The organism is Rhodococcus sp. SG20037 (assembly GCF_031763325.1).
Lineage (GTDB): Bacteria > Actinomycetota > Actinomycetes > Mycobacteriales > Mycobacteriaceae > Rhodococcus_F > Rhodococcus_F qingshengii.
The window spans coordinates 1,881,745-1,898,749 of record NZ_CP134497.1; the positions used below are offsets into that span (position 1 = coordinate 1,881,745).

Annotated in this window: 16 protein-coding genes; 13 read left to right on the forward strand and 3 right to left on the reverse strand. The window is 64.1% G+C overall.

Translation table 11 applies throughout. From position 1 onward, the window contains the following. Positions 1-26: 26 nt before the first annotated feature. Genes RHP72_RS08915 through RHP72_RS08925 form a run of 3 tightly spaced genes read right to left on the reverse strand, consistent with a single transcriptional unit; the run spans position 27 to position 2,256 of the window. Complete coding sequence (locus tag RHP72_RS08915; protein ID WP_003941993.1) at positions 27-554, reverse strand: gamma carbonic anhydrase family protein; 528 nt, start codon at positions 552-554, stop codon at positions 27-29. A gap of 44 nt (positions 555-598) precedes the next feature. Next, positions 599-1,459 (reverse strand): DMT family transporter, encoded by an 861-nt coding sequence (locus RHP72_RS08920; RefSeq protein ID WP_058227497.1) that lies wholly within the window; start codon positions 1,457-1,459, stop codon positions 599-601. Further along, positions 1,456-2,256: a crotonase/enoyl-CoA hydratase family protein gene (locus RHP72_RS08925; protein WP_003942035.1), complete on the reverse strand. Its 801-nt coding sequence runs from the start codon at positions 2,254-2,256 to the stop codon at positions 1,456-1,458. The genes RHP72_RS08920 and RHP72_RS08925 overlap by 4 nt, the downstream gene beginning before the upstream one ends. A 109-nt stretch (positions 2,257-2,365) precedes the next feature. Between RHP72_RS08925 and RHP72_RS08930 the strand changes: the two genes are divergently transcribed. From RHP72_RS08930 to fusA, 13 genes are all read left to right on the forward strand, one after another. After that, the gene (locus tag RHP72_RS08930; RefSeq protein WP_003941918.1) at positions 2,366-3,187 is read left to right on the forward strand and encodes a TIGR03084 family metal-binding protein; all 822 of its coding nucleotides are present in this window, start codon (positions 2,366-2,368) and stop codon (positions 3,185-3,187) included. Continuing rightward, entirely contained in the window at positions 3,184-4,905 is a 1,722-nt protein-coding gene (locus tag RHP72_RS08935; protein ID WP_311094572.1) for an acyclic terpene utilization AtuA family protein, read from the forward strand. The genes RHP72_RS08930 and RHP72_RS08935 overlap by 4 nt, the downstream gene beginning before the upstream one ends. Continuing rightward, positions 4,902-6,050, forward strand: coding sequence for an acyl-CoA dehydrogenase family protein (locus tag RHP72_RS08940; RefSeq protein ID WP_311094573.1), 1,149 nt, complete (start codon positions 4,902-4,904; stop codon positions 6,048-6,050). The genes RHP72_RS08935 and RHP72_RS08940 overlap by 4 nt, the downstream gene beginning before the upstream one ends. Then, positions 6,047-7,645, forward strand: coding sequence for an acyl-CoA carboxylase subunit beta (locus RHP72_RS08945; protein WP_003941989.1), 1,599 nt, complete (start codon positions 6,047-6,049; stop codon positions 7,643-7,645). The genes RHP72_RS08940 and RHP72_RS08945 overlap by 4 nt, the downstream gene beginning before the upstream one ends. Positions 7,646-7,653: 8 nt before the next feature. Beyond that, the gene (locus tag RHP72_RS08950; protein ID WP_050656406.1) at positions 7,654-9,639 is read left to right on the forward strand and encodes a biotin carboxylase N-terminal domain-containing protein; all 1,986 of its coding nucleotides are present in this window, start codon (positions 7,654-7,656) and stop codon (positions 9,637-9,639) included. Beyond that, positions 9,639-10,799 carry an acyl-CoA dehydrogenase family protein gene (locus RHP72_RS08955; RefSeq protein ID WP_003942033.1) on the forward strand — a complete coding sequence of 387 codons (1,161 nt, stop codon included), beginning with the start codon at positions 9,639-9,641 and terminating at the stop codon, positions 10,797-10,799. The genes RHP72_RS08950 and RHP72_RS08955 overlap by 1 nt, the downstream gene beginning before the upstream one ends. 13 nt (positions 10,800-10,812) lie before the next feature. Beyond that, complete coding sequence (locus tag RHP72_RS08960) at positions 10,813-11,598, forward strand: enoyl-CoA hydratase family protein (protein WP_058038134.1); 786 nt, start codon at positions 10,813-10,815, stop codon at positions 11,596-11,598. 60 nt (positions 11,599-11,658) lie between these two features. After that, the gene (locus RHP72_RS08965; protein ID WP_003942008.1) at positions 11,659-12,270 is read left to right on the forward strand and encodes a TetR/AcrR family transcriptional regulator; all 612 of its coding nucleotides are present in this window, start codon (positions 11,659-11,661) and stop codon (positions 12,268-12,270) included. 83 nt (positions 12,271-12,353) lie between these two features. Continuing rightward, entirely contained in the window at positions 12,354-12,902 is a 549-nt protein-coding gene (locus tag RHP72_RS08970) for a DUF3558 domain-containing protein (protein ID WP_003941874.1), read from the forward strand. After that, a complete protein-coding gene (locus tag RHP72_RS08975) occupies positions 12,899-13,444 on the forward strand; it encodes a DUF3558 domain-containing protein (protein WP_003942022.1) in 546 nt (181 codons plus the stop codon). Before RHP72_RS08970 ends, RHP72_RS08975 begins: the two co-directional genes overlap by 4 nt. Positions 13,445-13,853: 409 nt before the next feature. Further along, the gene (gene rpsL, locus RHP72_RS08980; RefSeq protein WP_003941908.1) at positions 13,854-14,228 is read left to right on the forward strand and encodes a 30S ribosomal protein S12; all 375 of its coding nucleotides are present in this window, start codon (positions 13,854-13,856) and stop codon (positions 14,226-14,228) included. After that, positions 14,228-14,698 (forward strand): 30S ribosomal protein S7, encoded by a 471-nt coding sequence (gene rpsG, locus RHP72_RS08985; protein ID WP_003941856.1) that lies wholly within the window; start codon positions 14,228-14,230, stop codon positions 14,696-14,698. Before rpsL ends, rpsG begins: the two co-directional genes overlap by 1 nt. A gap of 200 nt (positions 14,699-14,898) precedes the next feature. After that, a complete protein-coding gene (gene fusA, locus RHP72_RS08990; protein WP_007728394.1) occupies positions 14,899-17,001 on the forward strand; it encodes an elongation factor G in 2,103 nt (700 codons plus the stop codon). The last annotated feature ends 4 nt before the right edge of the window (positions 17,002-17,005 follow it).

A 17,005-nucleotide genomic window follows, 5' to 3' on the forward strand; every position in this document is an offset into this window, starting at 1 on the left:
GCTACCGGCCGCGAGCGTCGTTTCGATCAGGCTTGTTCGATGTCCTGGTGAGCCTTCGCGAGCATGATGTAGCCGGCGCCGTTGGCGGTGATACCGGCCTTTTCGCCTTCGGAGAGTTCACGTTTGACCTTGGCGGGCACGCCGGCGACCAGTGATCCAGGTGGGATTTGCATCCCCTGAGACACGACGGCGCCGGCTGCAATCAGTGACCCCGAGCCGATGTGTGCGCCGTTGAGCACCACGGCACCCATGCCGACGAGAACGTCGTCTTCGACGGTGCACCCGTGCAGCACTGCGTTGTGGCCGACCGAGATTCGTTCGCCCAGCACTGCGGGGAACGTCGGGTCGGCGTGCACGGTGCAGTTGTCCTGAATGTTCGTGTCAGCGCCGATGGAGATCGATTCTGCGTCGCCGCGGATAACCGCGCCGTACCAGATGCTGGCTCCCGCAGCGATGGTCACCGCGCCGACAACGGTGGCGTTGGGTGCGATGAACGCACTTTCGTCGATCTGCGGGGTGTTACCGAGAACGGTGGCGATGATCGGGTTGGTCATGGTTCTCCTGTGCGTTGGAATGACGTGCTCTGACGGTACCTGGACTACTTCGCTGTGGGTTTTCGATTCATGACGACAGTGCCGACACCCGCGGTCACCACCAGTGCGATGGCCACGAGTGTGAATGCGTCGAGCGTTTGCCCGATCACGAGGACTCCGGCCAGTGCGGCCGCTGCGGGTTCGAGGGCGATGAGGACGGCAAAGACTTTCTTGGCGAGAGAGCGCAGCGCCCACATTTCCAAGCTGTACGGGATGACGGACGAGAGGACGGCGACGGCTGCGCCTGCGGCGAGCATCGTCGGATCCAGTAGTTCACTTCCTCCCGAGACGACGCCGAAGGGCAGCGTCAATACGGCCGCGACGATGCTTGCGCCTGCCAACCCGTCGGCGCTCGGGAGCGTCGCGGCCAGGTGGGAACCGGCCACGATGTATCCGGCCCACGCAGTAGCGGCGATCAACGCGAACATCACCCCGATCGGGTCCAAACCGGATTCGCCGTGATCGCTTAACCCGAGCAGCAACACTCCGCCGAAGGCGAGCAGCACCCATGCTCCGTCGGCCCACCGACGAGACAGAATTGCGGCCAGGGTGAGCGGTCCGAGGAACTCGATGGTGACGGCCGTTCCGATGGGCACCGTGTCGAGGGCGAGGTAGAAGGCGCCGTTCATCACGGCGAGGGCGATGCCCAGTGCGAAGATGCCTTTGCGCTGCCGGTTCGACCATCTGCTCCATCGCGGGCGGACGATGACGCCGAGGATGATCGCGGCGATCGTCAGCCGCAGCGTCGTGGCTCCGGCCGGTCCGATCTGCGAGAACAATGTCGTCGCGAATGCCGCGCCGAACTGGAGCGACAGTATCGACGTGAGGACTGCTCCGACCGGCAGTAGCTGACTGCCGGCCTTCATTCTCCGGTGAACTCGGGACTTCGACGCTCGAGCATCGCGGCGACGGCTTCGTGGTGATCTCGGGTGTGGTGGGCGATCGACTGCATGGCGGCGGAGAGTTCGAGCAAGCTCTCGAGGCTCTGGTGCTGGCCCTCGCGGAGGAGCTTTTTGGTCATGCGGAGTACCTGCGGGGGATTGGCGGCTACTCGAGCCGCCAAAGCGTGCGCAGCGGAAAGCAATTCCTCGGGCTCGGTCACCTGCGAGACCAGACCCCAGTCGAGTGCTCTCGCAGCATCGATCGGTTCACCGGTGAACGCCATCTCGGCCGCGCGGGCGTTGCCGATCGCGCGCGGGAGCAGCCACGCTCCGCCGTCGCCGGGGATGAGTCCTACCTTGACGAAACTCTCGGCGAAGACTGCGGCGGTCGAGGCGATGCGGAGGTCGCACATGAGTGAGAGGTCGCAGCCCGCTCCGATGGCCGGGCCGTTGACCGCCGCGATGGTCGGCACCTCACACGTGTACAGCGCGAGCGGGATGCGTTGGATGCCGTGCCGGTAGCCCTGGCGGATCTCGCCGGGTGCGCCACCGAACATGCCCTCCTTGTCTCGCATGTGCTTGACGTTGCCGCCGGAGGAGAAGGCCGATCCGGCCCCCGTCAGAATGACCGTGCGCACACTCTGATCTCGGTTGACCGCGGTGACTGCGTCTTCGAGGGCCTCGATCATGTCGATCTCGGAGATCGCATTGCGGGTGTCCGGGCGATTGAGGGTCCACGTGACCACATCGCCGGTTCGCGAGATCAGTACGGCGTCGCTCATGGGTGCTCCTGGTTGTCGATGGCAGTTGAACTCAGTCTCTCACCACAGGATTTCGCAATAACAATCATTCGTGCTTGATTTTTATGGATGTGGATGTGATGCTGGTCGCATGGCCGAACTTCAGACGTTCATCGATGACTTGCGGGCCGAAGGCGAGAGCCTCGACGCCCTGGTTGCGGATCTGCCCGAGGAGAAGTGGGCGACAATGACGCCTGCGGAAGGGTGGACCATCGCACATCAGATCGGGCACCTGCACTGGACGGACAGTGCAGCGATCCTGGCGATCACCGACCCGGACGGGTTCGCGGAGCAGTTGAAGGCGGCGTTCGTGAACCCGGCAGGGTTTGTCGACGACGGTGCTGCCGAACAGGCGGCCCGCCAGCCGGCGGAGTTGCTCGCCGATTGGCGAGCGGGGCGCACCGCTCTCGTCGAGGCGCTCACCGCCGCCCCGGCCGGAACCAAGTTCCCCTGGTACGGCCCGCCCATGGGCGGTGTCTCCATGGCTACCGCGCGACTGATGGAGACGTGGGCGCACGGGCAGGACGTTGCCGACGCACTCGGCGTCGAACGCGCTCCGACGGCGCGCATCAAGAACATCGCTCACCTGGGTGTGCGGACGCGAAACTTCGCGTACTCGGTCAACGAGAAAACGCCGCCCGCCGACGATTTCCGGGTTGAGTTGACCGCGCCGGACGGGTCGCTCTGGACCTGGGGGCCGGAAGATGCACCGCAGAAGGTCACCGGGCCGGCGTTGGACTTCTGCCTGCTGGTTACCCAGCGCGCCAATCGCGCCGATCTCGATCTGGTCGCCGTGGGTGCCGATGCGGACGAGTGGCTCGGGTTCGCGCAGGCCTTTGCCGGACCCAGCGGTGAGGGACGAGCCGCCGTCGGATCCAGCGGTGAGGGACGAGCATCGAAGGTGGGCAAATGAGTTCGGTACGGATCGGTAACTGCTCCGGGTTCTACGGCGACCGCGTCTCGGCGATGCGCGAGATGCTCGAGGGCGGCGAACTCGACTACCTGACCGGCGACTACCTGGCCGAACTGACGATGTTGATCCTCGGGCGGGATCGGATGAAGGACCCGTCGCTCGGCTACGCGAAGACGTTCCTGCGGCAGGTGGAGGACACGCTCGGCCTTGCGCTCGACAAGGGGGTGAAGATCGTCGCGAATGCAGGCGGTCTCAATCCCGCCGGACTGGCCGACGCGTTGCGCGAGGTCAACACCAAGCTGGGGTTGAACGCAAAGATCGCCCACGTCGAGGGCGACGATTTGATCTCTCGGGCAGACGAACTCGGACTCGGCTCCCCACTGACGGCCAACGCGTACCTCGGCGCCTGGGGCATCGTCGAAGCATTGTCGGCCGACGCCGATGTCGTGGTCACCGGACGGGTCACCGATGCGTCGGTGATCGTCGGTCCGGCCGCTCACCATTTCGGTTGGAAGCGAGATGATTTCGATCAGCTTGCCGGTGCTGTCGCGGCGGGCCACGTCATCGAGTGCGGAACCCAGGCCACCGGCGGCAACTACGCGTTCTTCACAGAGATTCCCAATCTGGGCCGGCCTGGCTTCCCGATCGCCGAGATCAACGCGGACGGATCTTCGGTCATCACCAAGCACGCCGGAACGGACGGCGAGGTGAGCGTCGGCACGGTGACGGCGCAGCTGCTGTACGAGATCACCGGTGGACGCTACGCAGGCCCGGACGTGACGACCCGCATCGACAACGCAGTGCTCACCCAGGAAGGCCCGGACCGGGTGTTGATCAGCGGCGTCACGGGCGAGGCTCCGCCGCCGCAGTACAAGGTCTCCCTGAACACGCTGGCCGGGTTCCGTAACGAGGCCACCTTCATCCTCACGGGTCTCGACATCGAGGCCAAGGCCGATCTGGCGAAGACTCAGCTCGAATCCTGGCTGACGAAGAAGCCCGCCGAACTGGTCTGGACTCTCGCTCGCACGGATCATCCGGATTCCGACACCGAGGAAACCGCGAGTGCGTTGCTGCGCTGCGTGGTTCGCGATTCCGACCCCAAGGTGATCGGTCGCCCTTTCTCCGCGGTTGCGGTGGAAATGGCACTTGCCAGCTACCCCGGCTTCTCGCTGACGGCTCCGCCGAGCAACGGCCAACCGTACGGAGTGTTCACCCCCGGCTACGTCGACGCGGGATCGGTGCCGCACGTGGCCGTACTGCCGGACGGCACGCGCGTGGACATCGCTCCGTCCACGTTGACGCAGGACCTCGAACCCGTCGGCGAACCGGAGCGTCCGGAGCCGTTGCCGCCACAGACGTCGCTTTCAGTACCACTCGGCACGATCGCCGGTGCCCGTAGCGGCGACAAGGGCGGAAATGCCAACGTCGGCGTCTGGGTTCGCACGGACGATCAGTGGAAGTGGTTGGCGCACACACTGACCGTCGAGATGCTCAAGGAACTGCTACCGGAAGCAGCAGACCTGAACGTCACTCGCTACCAGCTTCCGCACCTTCGTGCCGTCAACTTCGTGATCGAGGGAATTCTCGGTCAGGGCGTCGCCTCGCAGGCGCGGTTCGATCCGCAGGCCAAGGGAATTGGTGAATGGCTGCGTTCGCGCCACATCGACATCCCGATTTCGCTACTCCCCGTAACTGACGAGAAAGAGGATTCACGGTGACCGTGTGGACCACACCGGAAAGGCTTGCGCTTCGCGAGACCGTACGCGGATTCGTGAACCAGGAGATTCTGCCGCATCTGACGCAGTGGGAGCGAGACGGCGAGATTCCGCGCGAATTGCACCGCAAGGCAGGCGCTCTCGGACTCCTCGGGGCCAGCGCACCCGAATCGGCCGGTGGTGAGGGCGGCGACGCCGTCGACTCCATCGTGATCTGTGAGGAGATGCATCAGGCAGGTGCGTCGGGCGGGCTGTTCGCATCGCTCTTCACCTGCGGCATCGCGGTGCCGCACCTGATCGCGGCCGGCGACGAGGCGCAGATCGAGAAGTGGGTCAAGCCGACCCTGCGCGGCGACAAGATCGGCTCGCTCGCCATCACCGAGCCCGGCGGAGGCAGCGACGTCGGGCACCTGACAACTACAGCCAAGCGCGACGGCGATCATTACGTCGTGAACGGCGCCAAGACGTTCATCACCTCCGGCGTTCGAGCGGACTTCGTCGTTACAGCGGTGCGCACCGGTGGTCCCGGCGCGGGTGGTGTCTCACTGCTCGTGATCGAGAAGGGCACACCGGGTTTCACCGTCTCGCGCAAACTCGAGAAGATGGGCTGGCGCGCATCCGATACCGCGGAACTCTCCTTTGTCGACGCCCGGGTTCCGGTGGAGAATCTGGTCGGTGCAGAGAACAGCGGCTTCGCGCAGATCGCCCAGGCATTTGTCTCCGAGCGGGTAGCGCTCGCCGCGCAGGCGTATGCCAGTGCAGAACGTTGCCTGGAGCTGACGCTCGAATGGTGCCGCGTCCGTGAGACTTTCGGTCGCCCCCTGATCAGTCGGCAGGCCGTCCAGAACACCGTCACCGAGATGGCCCGCAAGATCGACGTCGCCAAGGTGTACACGCACTCGGTGATCGAGCGGTACATGGCCGGTGACGGCGATCTGATCGCCGAGGTGTGCTTTGCGAAGAACACGGCAGTCGAGACGGGCGAATGGGTTGCGAACCAAGCTGTTCAGCTGTTCGGCGGCCTCGGATACATGCAGGAAAGCGAAGTGGAGAGGCAGTACCGGGACATGCGAATTCTGGGAATCGGTGGCGGAACCACCGAAATCCTCACCGGCCTCGCGGCCAAGCGATTGGGGTATCAGTCATGAGTGTCATCCGGTCAACACTGGACACCAATTCCGAGGTGTACAAGACCGCAACTTCGACCATGAATACCAAGCTCGCCGAGATCGAGGTCGAGCACGCCAAGGCGTTGGCGGGTGGCGGCGAGAAGTACACCGAGCGGCACCACAAGCGGGGAAAGCTCCTGGCACGCGAGCGGATCGAACTCCTGCTCGATCAGGATTCACCGTTCCTCGAACTGTGTCCCCTCGCTGCGTGGGGGAGTGACTTCCCGGTCGGCGCCAGCACTGTGGTCGGTATCGGCGTCGTCGAAGGTGTCGAATGCCTGATCGTCGCCAACGATCCCACCGTGCGCGGCGGCACCAGCAACCCGTGGACGCTGCGTAAGGGTTTCCGCGCCAACGACATCGCCATGCAGAACCGACTCCCGGTGATCTCCCTCGTAGAGTCCGGCGGCGCAGACTTGCCGACGCAGAAAGAGGTGTTCATCCCGGGCGGGCGTATGTTCCGTGACCTCACTCAGCTGTCCGCAGCCGGAATCCCCACCATTGCACTGGTCTTCGGTAACTCGACGGCCGGCGGTGCGTACATCCCGGGCATGTCCGACCACGTCGTGATGATCAAGGAACGCTCCAAGGTGTTCCTCGCAGGCCCGCCGCTGGTCAAGATGGCCACCGGTGAGGAATCCGACGACGAGGCACTCGGCGGCGCCGAAATGCACGCTCGCAAGTCCGGGTTGGCCGACTACTTCGCCGCCGACGAGCAGGACGCGATCCGCATCGGGCGCTCGATCGTCAAGCGGCTCAACTGGACCAAGAAGGGGCCGGCGCCGCGCGCGGAGATCATCGAACCGCTCGAGGATCCGGAAGAGTTGCTCGGCATCGTTCCGGCCGACCTGAAGATCCCGTTCGATCCGCGTGAGGTCATCGCCCGTATCGTCGACGGTTCCGACTTCGACGAGTTCAAGCCGCTCTACGGTTCCTCCCTCGTGACCGGGTGGGCAGAGCTCAACGGCTACCCGATCGGCATCCTGGCGAACGCACGTGGAGTGCTCTTCAGTGAGGAATCACAGAAGGCCACGCAGTTCATCCAGCTCGCCAATCGTTCCAACACGCCGTTGCTGTTCCTGCACAACACCACCGGCTACATGGTGGGTAAGGAATACGAGGAGGGCGGCATGATCAAGCACGGATCGATGATGATCAATGCGGTTGCCAACTCCAAGGTTCCGCACATCTCGATCCTGCTCGGAGCGTCGTACGGCGCCGGTCACTACGGCATGTGCGGACGGGCGTTCGATCCGCGATTCCTCTTTGCCTGGCCCAGTTCCAAGTCCGCCGTCATGGGCGGTGCGCAGCTCGCCGGCGTCATCTCCATCGTGGGACGCGCTGCTGCCGAGGCCCGCGGCCAGGTCTTCGACGAGCAGGCCGACGCCGGCATGCGCGCGATGATCGAGAACCAGATCGAGGCCGAGTCACTTCCGATGTTCCTGTCGGGTCGTCTGTACGACGACGGCGTCATCGATCCCCGAGACACCCGCACCGTGGTGGGAATGTGCCTGTCGGCCATCGCCACCGCCCCGATCGAAGGCACCGAGAACTTCGGCGTCTTCCGTATGTGAGGCACGCCGTGACAATCACTTCAGTACTGGTCGCCAATCGTGGCGAAATCGCCCGCCGTGTCTTTGCAACCTGCCGCAAGAACGGAATCGGCACGGTCGCGGTATTTTCCGACGCAGATGCCGACAGCCCGCACGTCGCCGAAGCCGATGCTTCGGTTCGCCTGCCGGGTAACACGCCTGCCGAGACCTACTTGCGGGGTGAGCTCGTCATCGCCGCCGCCAAGGCTTCGGGCGCCGACGCGATTCACCCCGGATACGGATTCCTCTCCGAGAACGCGGAGTTCGCGCGCAGCGTCATCGACGCGGGACTGACGTGGATCGGCCCGCCCGTCGAATCCATCGAGCTCATGGGGTCGAAGGTCGAGTCCAAGAAGATCATGGACGCCGCCGGAGTGCCGGTGCTCTCCGAACTCGATCCCGCCGCGGTGACCGAGGCTCATCTGCCGGTGCTGATCAAGGCGTCGGCGGGCGGCGGCGGACGCGGAATGCGTGTCGTTCGTGAATTGTCGGCGCTGGACGGCGAACTGGAAGCGGCGCGGCGTGAGGCGCAGTCCGCTTTCGGCGACCCGACAGTCTTCTGTGAGCGTTACCTCGAGACCGGTCGGCACATCGAGGTTCAGGTCATGGCCGACCGCCACGGTGCGGTGTGGGCGGTGGGGGAGCGCGAGTGCTCGATCCAGCGTCGGCATCAGAAGGTGGTCGAAGAGGCCCCGTCGCCGCTCGTGCAACGCATCCCCGCCATGCGCGACAAGCTGTTCGACGCCTCGCGGCTCGCAGCCAACGCCATCGGTTACGAGGGGGCAGGAACCGTTGAATTCCTGGCTGACGAAAAAGGCGACTTCTTCTTCCTCGAAATGAACACGCGTTTGCAGGTGGAGCATCCGGTCACCGAGTGCACCACTGGACTCGATCTGGTGGAACTGCAATTGCAGGTCGCTTCAGGTGAAGCACTTCCGGACGATCAGCCGGAGATCCGGGGGCATTCGATCGAAGTGCGCCTGTACGCCGAGGACCCCGCCAAGAACTGGCAGCCGCAGAGCGGAACCGTCCACCACATCGAGTTGCCCGGTGACCCGCAAGAATTCAGTGTTCTGCGTGAGCAGGGCGTTCGCCTCGACTCCGGCGTCGTCGACGGCAGTGTTGTCGGCGTCCACTACGACCCGATGTTGGCCAAGGTCATCTCGTACGCGCCGACGCGGACCGCAGCTGCCCGGCTGCTCGCATCGACGCTGGCGCGCACCAGGATTCACGGGCTGCGCACCAACCGCGACCTGCTCGTCAACGTCCTGGCCCACCCCGCCTTCATTGCCGGAGACACCGACACTGCCTTCTTCGAGACTCACGACCTCGAGAAGCTGTCTACGCCCTTGGCCGATACCGACGCCGAAAGACTCTCGGCGCTGGCGGCGGCACTTGCCGATGCCGCGCACAACCGGGCGTCGGCCCGCGTCATCGGCCGCTTGCCCAGCGGGTGGCGCAACCTCCCGTCGCAGCCGCAGAGCAAGAGCTATTCCACTGCGTCGGGCGACTACGACGTCCGCTACTCCCTGAGCCGAAGCGGCGTGCTGAGTGCAGAAGGCTTCGACGACGTGCGCCTGGTATCGGCAACTGCGACCCGGGTAGTGCTCGAGCAGAGCGGAGTACAGCGCTCGTTCGACGTTGCGGCCTACGGGAGTGAGATTTTTGTCGACTCCTCGCTCGGACCCGTCGCGTTGACGGCAGCACCGCGCTTCGTGGATCCGTCGGCAGAAGTCGCCGCCGGTTCGTTGCTCGCTCCGATGCCGGGATCGGTCATCCGCCTCGGTGCCGCACTCGGTGACACCGTCACCGCCGGCCAGCCGATTCTGTGGCTGGAGGCCATGAAGATGGAACACACCGTCACCGCGCCGACTGCCGGTGTCCTGGTGGAACTTCCGGTCGCCGTCGGCCAGCAGGTCGAGGTCGGATCGGTACTCGCACGTGTGGAAGAACCCGCTACAGAAGAGGAAGCATGATGAGTTTCATCGAAACCGAAGAGCAGAAGGAACTGCGGGCATCCGTTTCCAAACTGGGTGAGCGCTTCAACTACGTCGACTACGTGCTGCCCAAGGCGCGAAAGGGGGAGCCGCTCACCGAATTGTGGAACGAGGCGGGCAAACTCGGATTCCTGGGCGTCAACCTGCCGGAGGAATACGGCGGCGGCGGTGCAGGCATCTACGAACTCGCGCTGGTGCAGGAGGAATTGGCGGCGCAGGGTGCCGGTCTGCTCCTGGTTGTCGTATCCCCGGCCATCTGCGGCACCATCATCGGCAAGTACGGCACGGCGGAGCAGAAGCAGCAGTGGCTACCCAGCCTCGCCGACGGCTCCAAGATCATGGCGTTCGGAATCACCGAGGCCGACGCTGGTTCCAACTCTCATCAGATCACCACGACGGCACGCAGGGATGGCGACGACTGGATCCTGAGCGGCAACAAGATCTACATCTCGGGTGTCGATCAGGCTGACGCGGTCCTCGTCGTTGCGCGGACCGAGGACTCCAAGACGGGCAAGCTCAAGCCCGCTCTGTTCATCGTCCCCACGGATTCTCCCGGATTCGTGAAGACGCAGATGGAGATGGACATCATCGAACCGGACCACCAGTTCATCCTCTTCCTCGACGACGTCCGTCTGCCGGCCGACGCTCTGGTCGGCGAAGCCGATGCCGCCTTGATGCAGTTGTTCGCCGGCCTCAACCCCGAGCGCATCCTGGGTGCGTCGATGGCCATCGGCATGGGCCGTTACGCCCTGAACGCCGCAGTGAAGTTCGCCAACGAGCGCACGGTGTGGAAGACGCCGATCGGTGCGCACCAAGGTATTTCGCATCCACTCGCGCAGGTGAAGATCGAACTCGAGCTCGCCAAGCTGATGATGCAGAAGGCCGCGGTGCTCTACGACAGCGGTGACGATTTCGGTGCTGCCGAAGCCGCGAACATGGCAAAGTACGCCGCCGCCGAAGCCAGCATCAAGGCGCTCGATCAGGCGATCCAGACGCATGGCGGCGCAGGACTGACGAAGGAATACGGACTGGCCGCCATGCTCGGTGCGGCTCGTATCGCCCGTGTCGCGCCGGTGAGCCGCGAGATGATCCTCAACTTCGTCTCACAGCATTCCCTCGGTCTGCCACGGTCCTACTAGGAAGAGGCGACTCATGACGGATCAGGACAAGCCATACGTACGGTACGAAGTATCGGGCGGTGCTGCCACGATCACTCTCGACTCACCCCACAACCGCAACGCGATTTCGACGCGGTTGGTCACGGAGTTGCAGGCTGGGTTGACGGCGGCTGCCGCCGATCCGGCAGTTCGAGCGGTGGTACTCACCCACACCGGTGGAACATTCTGTGCGGGAGCCGATCTGAGTGAGGCCTCCGGTTCGTCCGCATCACCGGAGGACGCCGTCAAGGAGCGAGGACGGGGGATGCTGACACTCTTGCGCAGCATTCTCGAGCTTCCCAAGCCGGTGATCGGGCGGATCGACGGTCACGTCCGGGCCGGAGGCATGGGTCTTGTCGGGGCGTGCGACATCGTCGTCGCCGGACCGGCGAGCACCTTCGCGGTGACGGAATCACGGTTGGGTTTGGCGGCGTCCATCATCTCGCTCACGGTCCTGCCGAGGCTCGACCAGCGATCTGCGAGCCGCTATCTGCTCACCGGCGAGAAGTTCGGCCAGCACGAGGCCGAATCCATCGGACTCGTCACCTCCGCGTCGCAGGACACGGAGGAGTCGATCACCGAACTGCTCGGCACCTTGCGCCAATGTTCACCGCAGGGACTTGCCGAATCGAAGTGGATCACGACGCGTTCGGTCCTGGCTGGATTCGACCGGGACGGCGAGGAGATGATCGCGCAGTCGGCTCGGCTGTTTTCCTCTGACGAGGCTCGTGAGGGCATGATGTCTTTCTTGCAGAAGCGTCCAGCGGCCTGGGCGCAGTAGAAACTGCGCAGCTGGGACACAGAAGCGCTGGAACACAGAAGTAGAAGGGATGGCGGCGCGATGACTCGAGAGCCCAAGCAGGACCGAAGTCGAGTCACGCGCTCCCACCTGCTCGAAGTGACTGTGGAGTGTCTCGCCGAACTCGGGTGGAGCGCAACGACGATGAGCGTCGTCGCGCAGCGTGCCGGGGTGTCCAGAGGCGCGATGCAGCATCACTTCCCGACCCGCGAGGACCTCATCACCGCGGCGCTCGAGGTGATGTTCGACGCCCGGATGGATCAGGCACGAAAGGAATCGACCGACCTTCCGGTGGGTGCCGGACGAACCGAGGCGATCATTTCGCGGTTGGTGGAGTACTACACCGGGACTCTGTTCAAAGCAGCACTGCAGGTGTGGACGGCCGCTGCCTCCGACCCCGACCTGCGTGCCCGCGTACTGCCCCTCGAGGAACGATTCGGGCGCATCGCGCACCGCATGGCCGTCGAGAGTCTGGGTGTCGACGACTCCGACCCGGTGACGCACCGCTTGGTACAGGCGACCCTGGACCTGGCCCGCGGGCTGGGGCTGGCTGATGTCTTGACAGATGACTCGCGCCGACGCACCGAGGTGGTCAAACAGTGGGCGGCGCAATTGGATTCCACACTTGTTCGGGTACCGGTGGCAACTCCCTGAATCGGTAGCGGCGGGGCCGGCGCCGGTGCTCTCGACGCGCACGTGGCGTGTGTCGGGGGCCACCGAGAAGTACAGTCGGCTCCATGGCCGCACGCACTCTCACTTCGATCGGGACTTCGGTATTGGTCTCGGCTGCCGTGCTCTCGGCCGTGGTCGGCTGCAGCTCCGGCGACGGGTCCGTCGATCAGCCGGGCGACGGTGCGGGTTCGCAGGCACTCGCACCTACGGATCCGGGCCCGATGTTCGCCGAATGCGGCTCGGTGACCGACGAGGAAGTTGTCAACGCCTTCAATCTCGGCGCTTTTGCAACGACGACGCGCAACGGCGTCGGGTGCCAGTGGGAAGTCGCCGGTTCGAACGGTCCGAGCGTCAGTTTCTCCTGGTACCGCGGTAGCCCGATCGGCCGCGAACGGGCCGGGTCCGACCTGCTCGGACGTCCTGCCGACGACATCACGATCGGTGGACACCAGGGCTTCATCGCGTCCACCGCAGGTTCGTTGTGCGAGTTGGGTATCGCGTTCGGCGGAGACTTCGTGCACTGGTCGATCACCTACGGTTTGCTGCCACCGACCGCGGATCCATGCACGGTGGCGCGGGATCTGATGGAAAAAACAGTTTCGAGGGCACAGTGAAGTTCGAGGGCGCCGTGAAGCGCATAAGGATCGGACTCGCCTTGGCGGGGTCGCTGGTTCTGCTGACAGGCTGCGGCTCGGTGGTCACCGGGACTCCTCGTGCGGAGGGCAGCTACGGCGGTAGTGACAGCCAGGAATTCGCGAACGTCCTCCAAGAATGCGAAGCCGTCACCGACGAGCAGATCGCCGGTGCCGTGGGTGCCGACGCCGTCGGGCGTGGGTTCTTCGGCGCTATCTGCCGTTGGGACGGCATCGGAGCCGCGGGTCCGATCAAGATCACCTTCAACTGGTTCGAGACGGGCACCCTCGATCACGAGCGCGCTGCATTCGAGCACCTGGGATACGTGGTGGCGAAAATCGACATCAACGGCAGTGGCGGGTACCAGGTTCGCCAGCCGGCCGATCCGCAGAGCTGCGGGGTGAGCGCGAGCGCACCGGCCGGGGGAGTGTTCGGTTGGTGGGTCACCGAGCCGCAAGGCGGCGCGGATCCGTGCGAGGCTGCGGCAAAGCTCGGCGCGTTGACGTTGAACCGCAGCATCTGATCGCGACCGGTCCGGCTGCGTGGTCTGAGTGTGCAGCCAGAGTGTCTGGTCAGAGCGTGAGGTCACTATCACCGTGGCCTCGCTTTGACCTCGTGGCGCGCCGACAGGTATCGTTATGGGTCGTGTCCGGCATGCCCGGGCCGATCTGTGTGCCTAGCTAGGTATTGCCGTGCGCGCGTTCGAGCAGAAACTGCTGATGAACGAGCATCCGGCTGCCTGTGTGGGGGTATGCGACACGCCCGACCTCGGGGGCAGTGCGCGGCATGAAAGTGCTGAGTACAGACTCTGAGGTGGGTGAGGAGCAGCAGCTCTCTTGCTCCAACTGCTAGATCCCTAATTTCAGAACAGCCACGTTTTCGAACGGCCCGAGTTCGCTCGAGCAGTCTGTTCGTCACAAGAAAGCCGGTAAATGCCAACCATCAACCAGCTGGTCCGCAAGGGTCGCCGCGACAAGACCGCCAAGGTCAAGACGGCAGCCCTCAAGGGCAGCCCGCAGCGTCGTGGCGTGTGCACTCGCGTGTACACCACCACCCCCAAGAAGCCGAACTCCGCGCTCCGTAAGGTCGCACGTGTTCGCCTCACGACTTCGGTCGAGGTCACCGCGTACATCCCCGGTGAAGGTCACAACCTTCAGGAGCACTCCATGGTGCTCGTCCGTGGCGGTCGTGTGAAGGACCTCCCGGGTGTCCGTTACAAGATCATCCGCGGCTCCCTCGACACCCAGGGTGTCAAGGGTCGCAAGCAGGCACGCAGCCGCTACGGCGCCAAGAAGGAGAAGAGCTAATGCCACGTAAGGGCCCCGCTCCGAAGCGCCCGCTCATCAACGACCCGGTTTACGGTTCCCCGTTGGTGACGCAGCTCGTCAACAAGATCCTGCTGGACGGCAAGAAGTCCACCGCAGAGCGAATCGTGTACCAGGCTCTCGAGCAGGCACGCGAGAAGACCGGCACCGATCCGGTCGTCACCCTCAAGCGCGCCCTGGACAACGTCAAGCCTGCACTCGAGGTTCGTAGCCGCCGCGTCGGTGGCGCTACCTACCAGGTGCCGGTCGAGGTTCGCCCCGGTCGTTCCACCACGCTGGCACTGCGCTGGCTGGTCACCTTCTCGCGTGCACGTCGTGAGAAGACCATGGTCGAGCGTCTCGCCAACGAGCTCCTCGATGCCAGCAATGGCCTCGGTGCAGCTGTGAAGCGTCGCGAAGACACTCACAAGATGGCCGAAGCCAACAAGGCATTCGCCCACTACCGCTGGTGATGTAAAGCGTCGGAGCAACTGCCATCGGGTGGGGCTCCGACGCTTGTCGCCGTTGGCGGCCTGATCATCGCGACGGATTCCGGACGCAGGTGGCCAGGTTCGCCTCGGCAGAGACATAATTGAAAGACCATGGCCCTGACGGTGGAACACACCGATAAGGCCGACACCCGAAAACCAAGCAACGAGCGGGGAAGAAACCTGTGGCACAGGAAGTGCTGACTGACCTGAACAAGGTCCGCAACATCGGCATCATGGCGCACATCGATGCCGGCAAGACCACCACCACCGAGCGCATCCTGTTCTACACCGGTGTCAATTACAAGATCGGTGAGACGCACGACGGTGCGTCGACGACGGACTGGATGGAGCAGGAGAAGGAACGCGGCATCACGATCACGTCTGCCGCCGTGACTTGCTTCTGGAACAACAACCAGATCAACATCATCGACACCCCCGGCCACGTCGACTTCACGGTCGAGGTGGAGCGGTCGCTGCGCGTGCTCGACGGCGCAGTTGCTGTCTTCGACGGTAAAGAGGGTGTCGAGCCGCAGTCCGAGCAGGTTTGGCGTCAGGCTGCCAAGTACGACGTTCCGCGCATCTGCTTCGTCAACAAGATGGACAAGATGGGCGCGGACTTCTACTTCACAGTCCAGACCATCATCGACCGCTTGGGCGCGAAGCCGCTCGTTCTCCAGCTGCCCATCGGCGCTGAGGACGACTTCGACGGCGTCGTCGACCTGGTCGAGATGAAGGCCATCACCTGGCGCGGCGTGGTCCCGACGGGAACCGCTCCGACCATCGAGGAGATCCCCGCGGATCTCGTCGAGAAGGCTGCCGAGTACCGCGAGAAGCTGCTCGAGACGGTTGCAGAGTCCGACGAAGCTCTCATGGAGAAGTACTTCGGCGGCGAAGAGCTCACCATCGAGGAGATCAAGGGCGCCATCCGCAAGATGACGGTCGCCTCCGAGCTGTACCCGGTTCTCTGTGGCTCTGCGTTCAAGAACAAGGGCGTTCAGCCCATGCTCGACGCTGTCATCGACTACCTTCCGAACCCGCTGGACATCGGCGAGGTCATCGGCCACAAGCTCGGTGACGAAGAAGTAGAGATCACTCGCAAGCCGAGCAAGGACGAGCCGTTCTCGGCTCTCGCCTTCAAGATCGCTGCTCACCCGTTCTTCGGCAAGCTGACCTTCGTCCGCGTGTACTCGGGTCGTATCGATCCGGGTGCTCAGGTGCTCAACGCAACCAAGGGCAAGAAGGAGCGCATCGGAAAGCTCTTCCAGATGCACGCCAACAAGGAGAACCCGGTAGACGAGGCCGTAGCCGGCCACATCTACGCAATGATCGGCCTCAAGGACACCACCACCGGTGACACCTTGTGCGATCAGGCGAGCCCCATCGTCCTCGAGTCGATGTCGTTCCCCGCGCCGGTCATCCAGGTCTCCATCGAGCCCAAGACCAAGTCCGACCAGGAAAAGCTGGGCGTCGCGATCCAGAAGCTCGCCGAAGAGGACCCGACCTTCTCGGTCGAACTCGACGAAGAGACCGGTCAGACCGTCATCGGCGGTATGGGCGAGCTCCACCTCGACATCCTCGTCGACCGCATGCGTCGCGAGTTCAAGGTCGAGGCGAACGTCGGTAAGCCGCAGGTTGCGTACCGCGAGACCATCACCAAGAAGGTCGAGAAGCACGACTACACCCACAAGAAGCAGACGGGTGGCTCGGGCCAGTTCGCAAAGGTCATCATCGCTCTGGAGCCTTTCGTGGGCGAAGACGGTGCTACCTACGAGTTCGAGAACAAGGTCTCCGGCGGACGTATCCCGCGCGAGTACATCCCCTCCGTGGATGCCGGTGCGCAGGACGCGATGCAGTACGGTGTTCTCGCCGGCTACCCGCTCGTGAACCTGAAGCTGTCGCTGCTCGATGGTGCTTACCACGACGTCGACTCCTCGGAAATGGCGTTCAAGGTTGCCGGTTCGCAGGCACTGAAGGAAGCCGCCCGCAAGGCCGGCCCCGTCATTCTCGAGCCGCTCATGGCTGTCGAGGTCACAACGCCCGAGGAGTACATGGGCGACGTGATCGGCGACCTCAACTCCCGCCGTGGCCAGATCCAGGCCATGGAGGAACGCAGTGGTGCCCGTGTCGTGAAGGCGCTGGTTCCGCTCTCGGAGATGTTCGGTTACATCGGTGACCTGCGGTCGAAGACCCAGGGCCGAGCGAACTTCTCCATGGTGTTCGATTCCTACGCAGAGGTTCCCGCGAACGTCTCGAAGGAAATCATCGCCAAGGCGACGGGCGAGTAAGCAC

Bases quoted from the DNA above. Each gene is read 5' to 3' on its own strand.
- RHP72_RS08915 (WP_003941993.1), bottom strand. From the start codon at position 554: ATGACCAACCCGATCATCGCCACCGTTCTCGGTAACACCCCGCAGATC.
- RHP72_RS08920 (WP_058227497.1), bottom strand. From the start codon at position 1,459: ATGAAGGCCGGCAGTCAGCTACTGCCGGTCGGAGCAGTCCTCACGTCG.
- RHP72_RS08925 (WP_003942035.1), bottom strand. From the start codon at position 2,256: ATGAGCGACGCCGTACTGATCTCGCGAACCGGCGATGTGGTCACGTGG.
- RHP72_RS08930 (WP_003941918.1), top strand. From the start codon at position 2,366: ATGGCCGAACTTCAGACGTTCATCGATGACTTGCGGGCCGAAGGCGAG.
- RHP72_RS08935 (WP_311094572.1), top strand. From the start codon at position 3,184: ATGAGTTCGGTACGGATCGGTAACTGCTCCGGGTTCTACGGCGACCGC.
- RHP72_RS08945 (WP_003941989.1), top strand. From the start codon at position 6,047: ATGAGTGTCATCCGGTCAACACTGGACACCAATTCCGAGGTGTACAAG.
- RHP72_RS08955 (WP_003942033.1), top strand. From the start codon at position 9,639: ATGAGTTTCATCGAAACCGAAGAGCAGAAGGAACTGCGGGCATCCGTT.
- RHP72_RS08960 (WP_058038134.1), top strand. From the start codon at position 10,813: ATGACGGATCAGGACAAGCCATACGTACGGTACGAAGTATCGGGCGGT.
- RHP72_RS08965 (WP_003942008.1), top strand. From the start codon at position 11,659: ATGACTCGAGAGCCCAAGCAGGACCGAAGTCGAGTCACGCGCTCCCAC.
- RHP72_RS08970 (WP_003941874.1), top strand. From the start codon at position 12,354: ATGGCCGCACGCACTCTCACTTCGATCGGGACTTCGGTATTGGTCTCG.
- rpsL (WP_003941908.1), top strand. From the start codon at position 13,854: ATGCCAACCATCAACCAGCTGGTCCGCAAGGGTCGCCGCGACAAGACC.
- rpsG (WP_003941856.1), top strand. From the start codon at position 14,228: ATGCCACGTAAGGGCCCCGCTCCGAAGCGCCCGCTCATCAACGACCCG.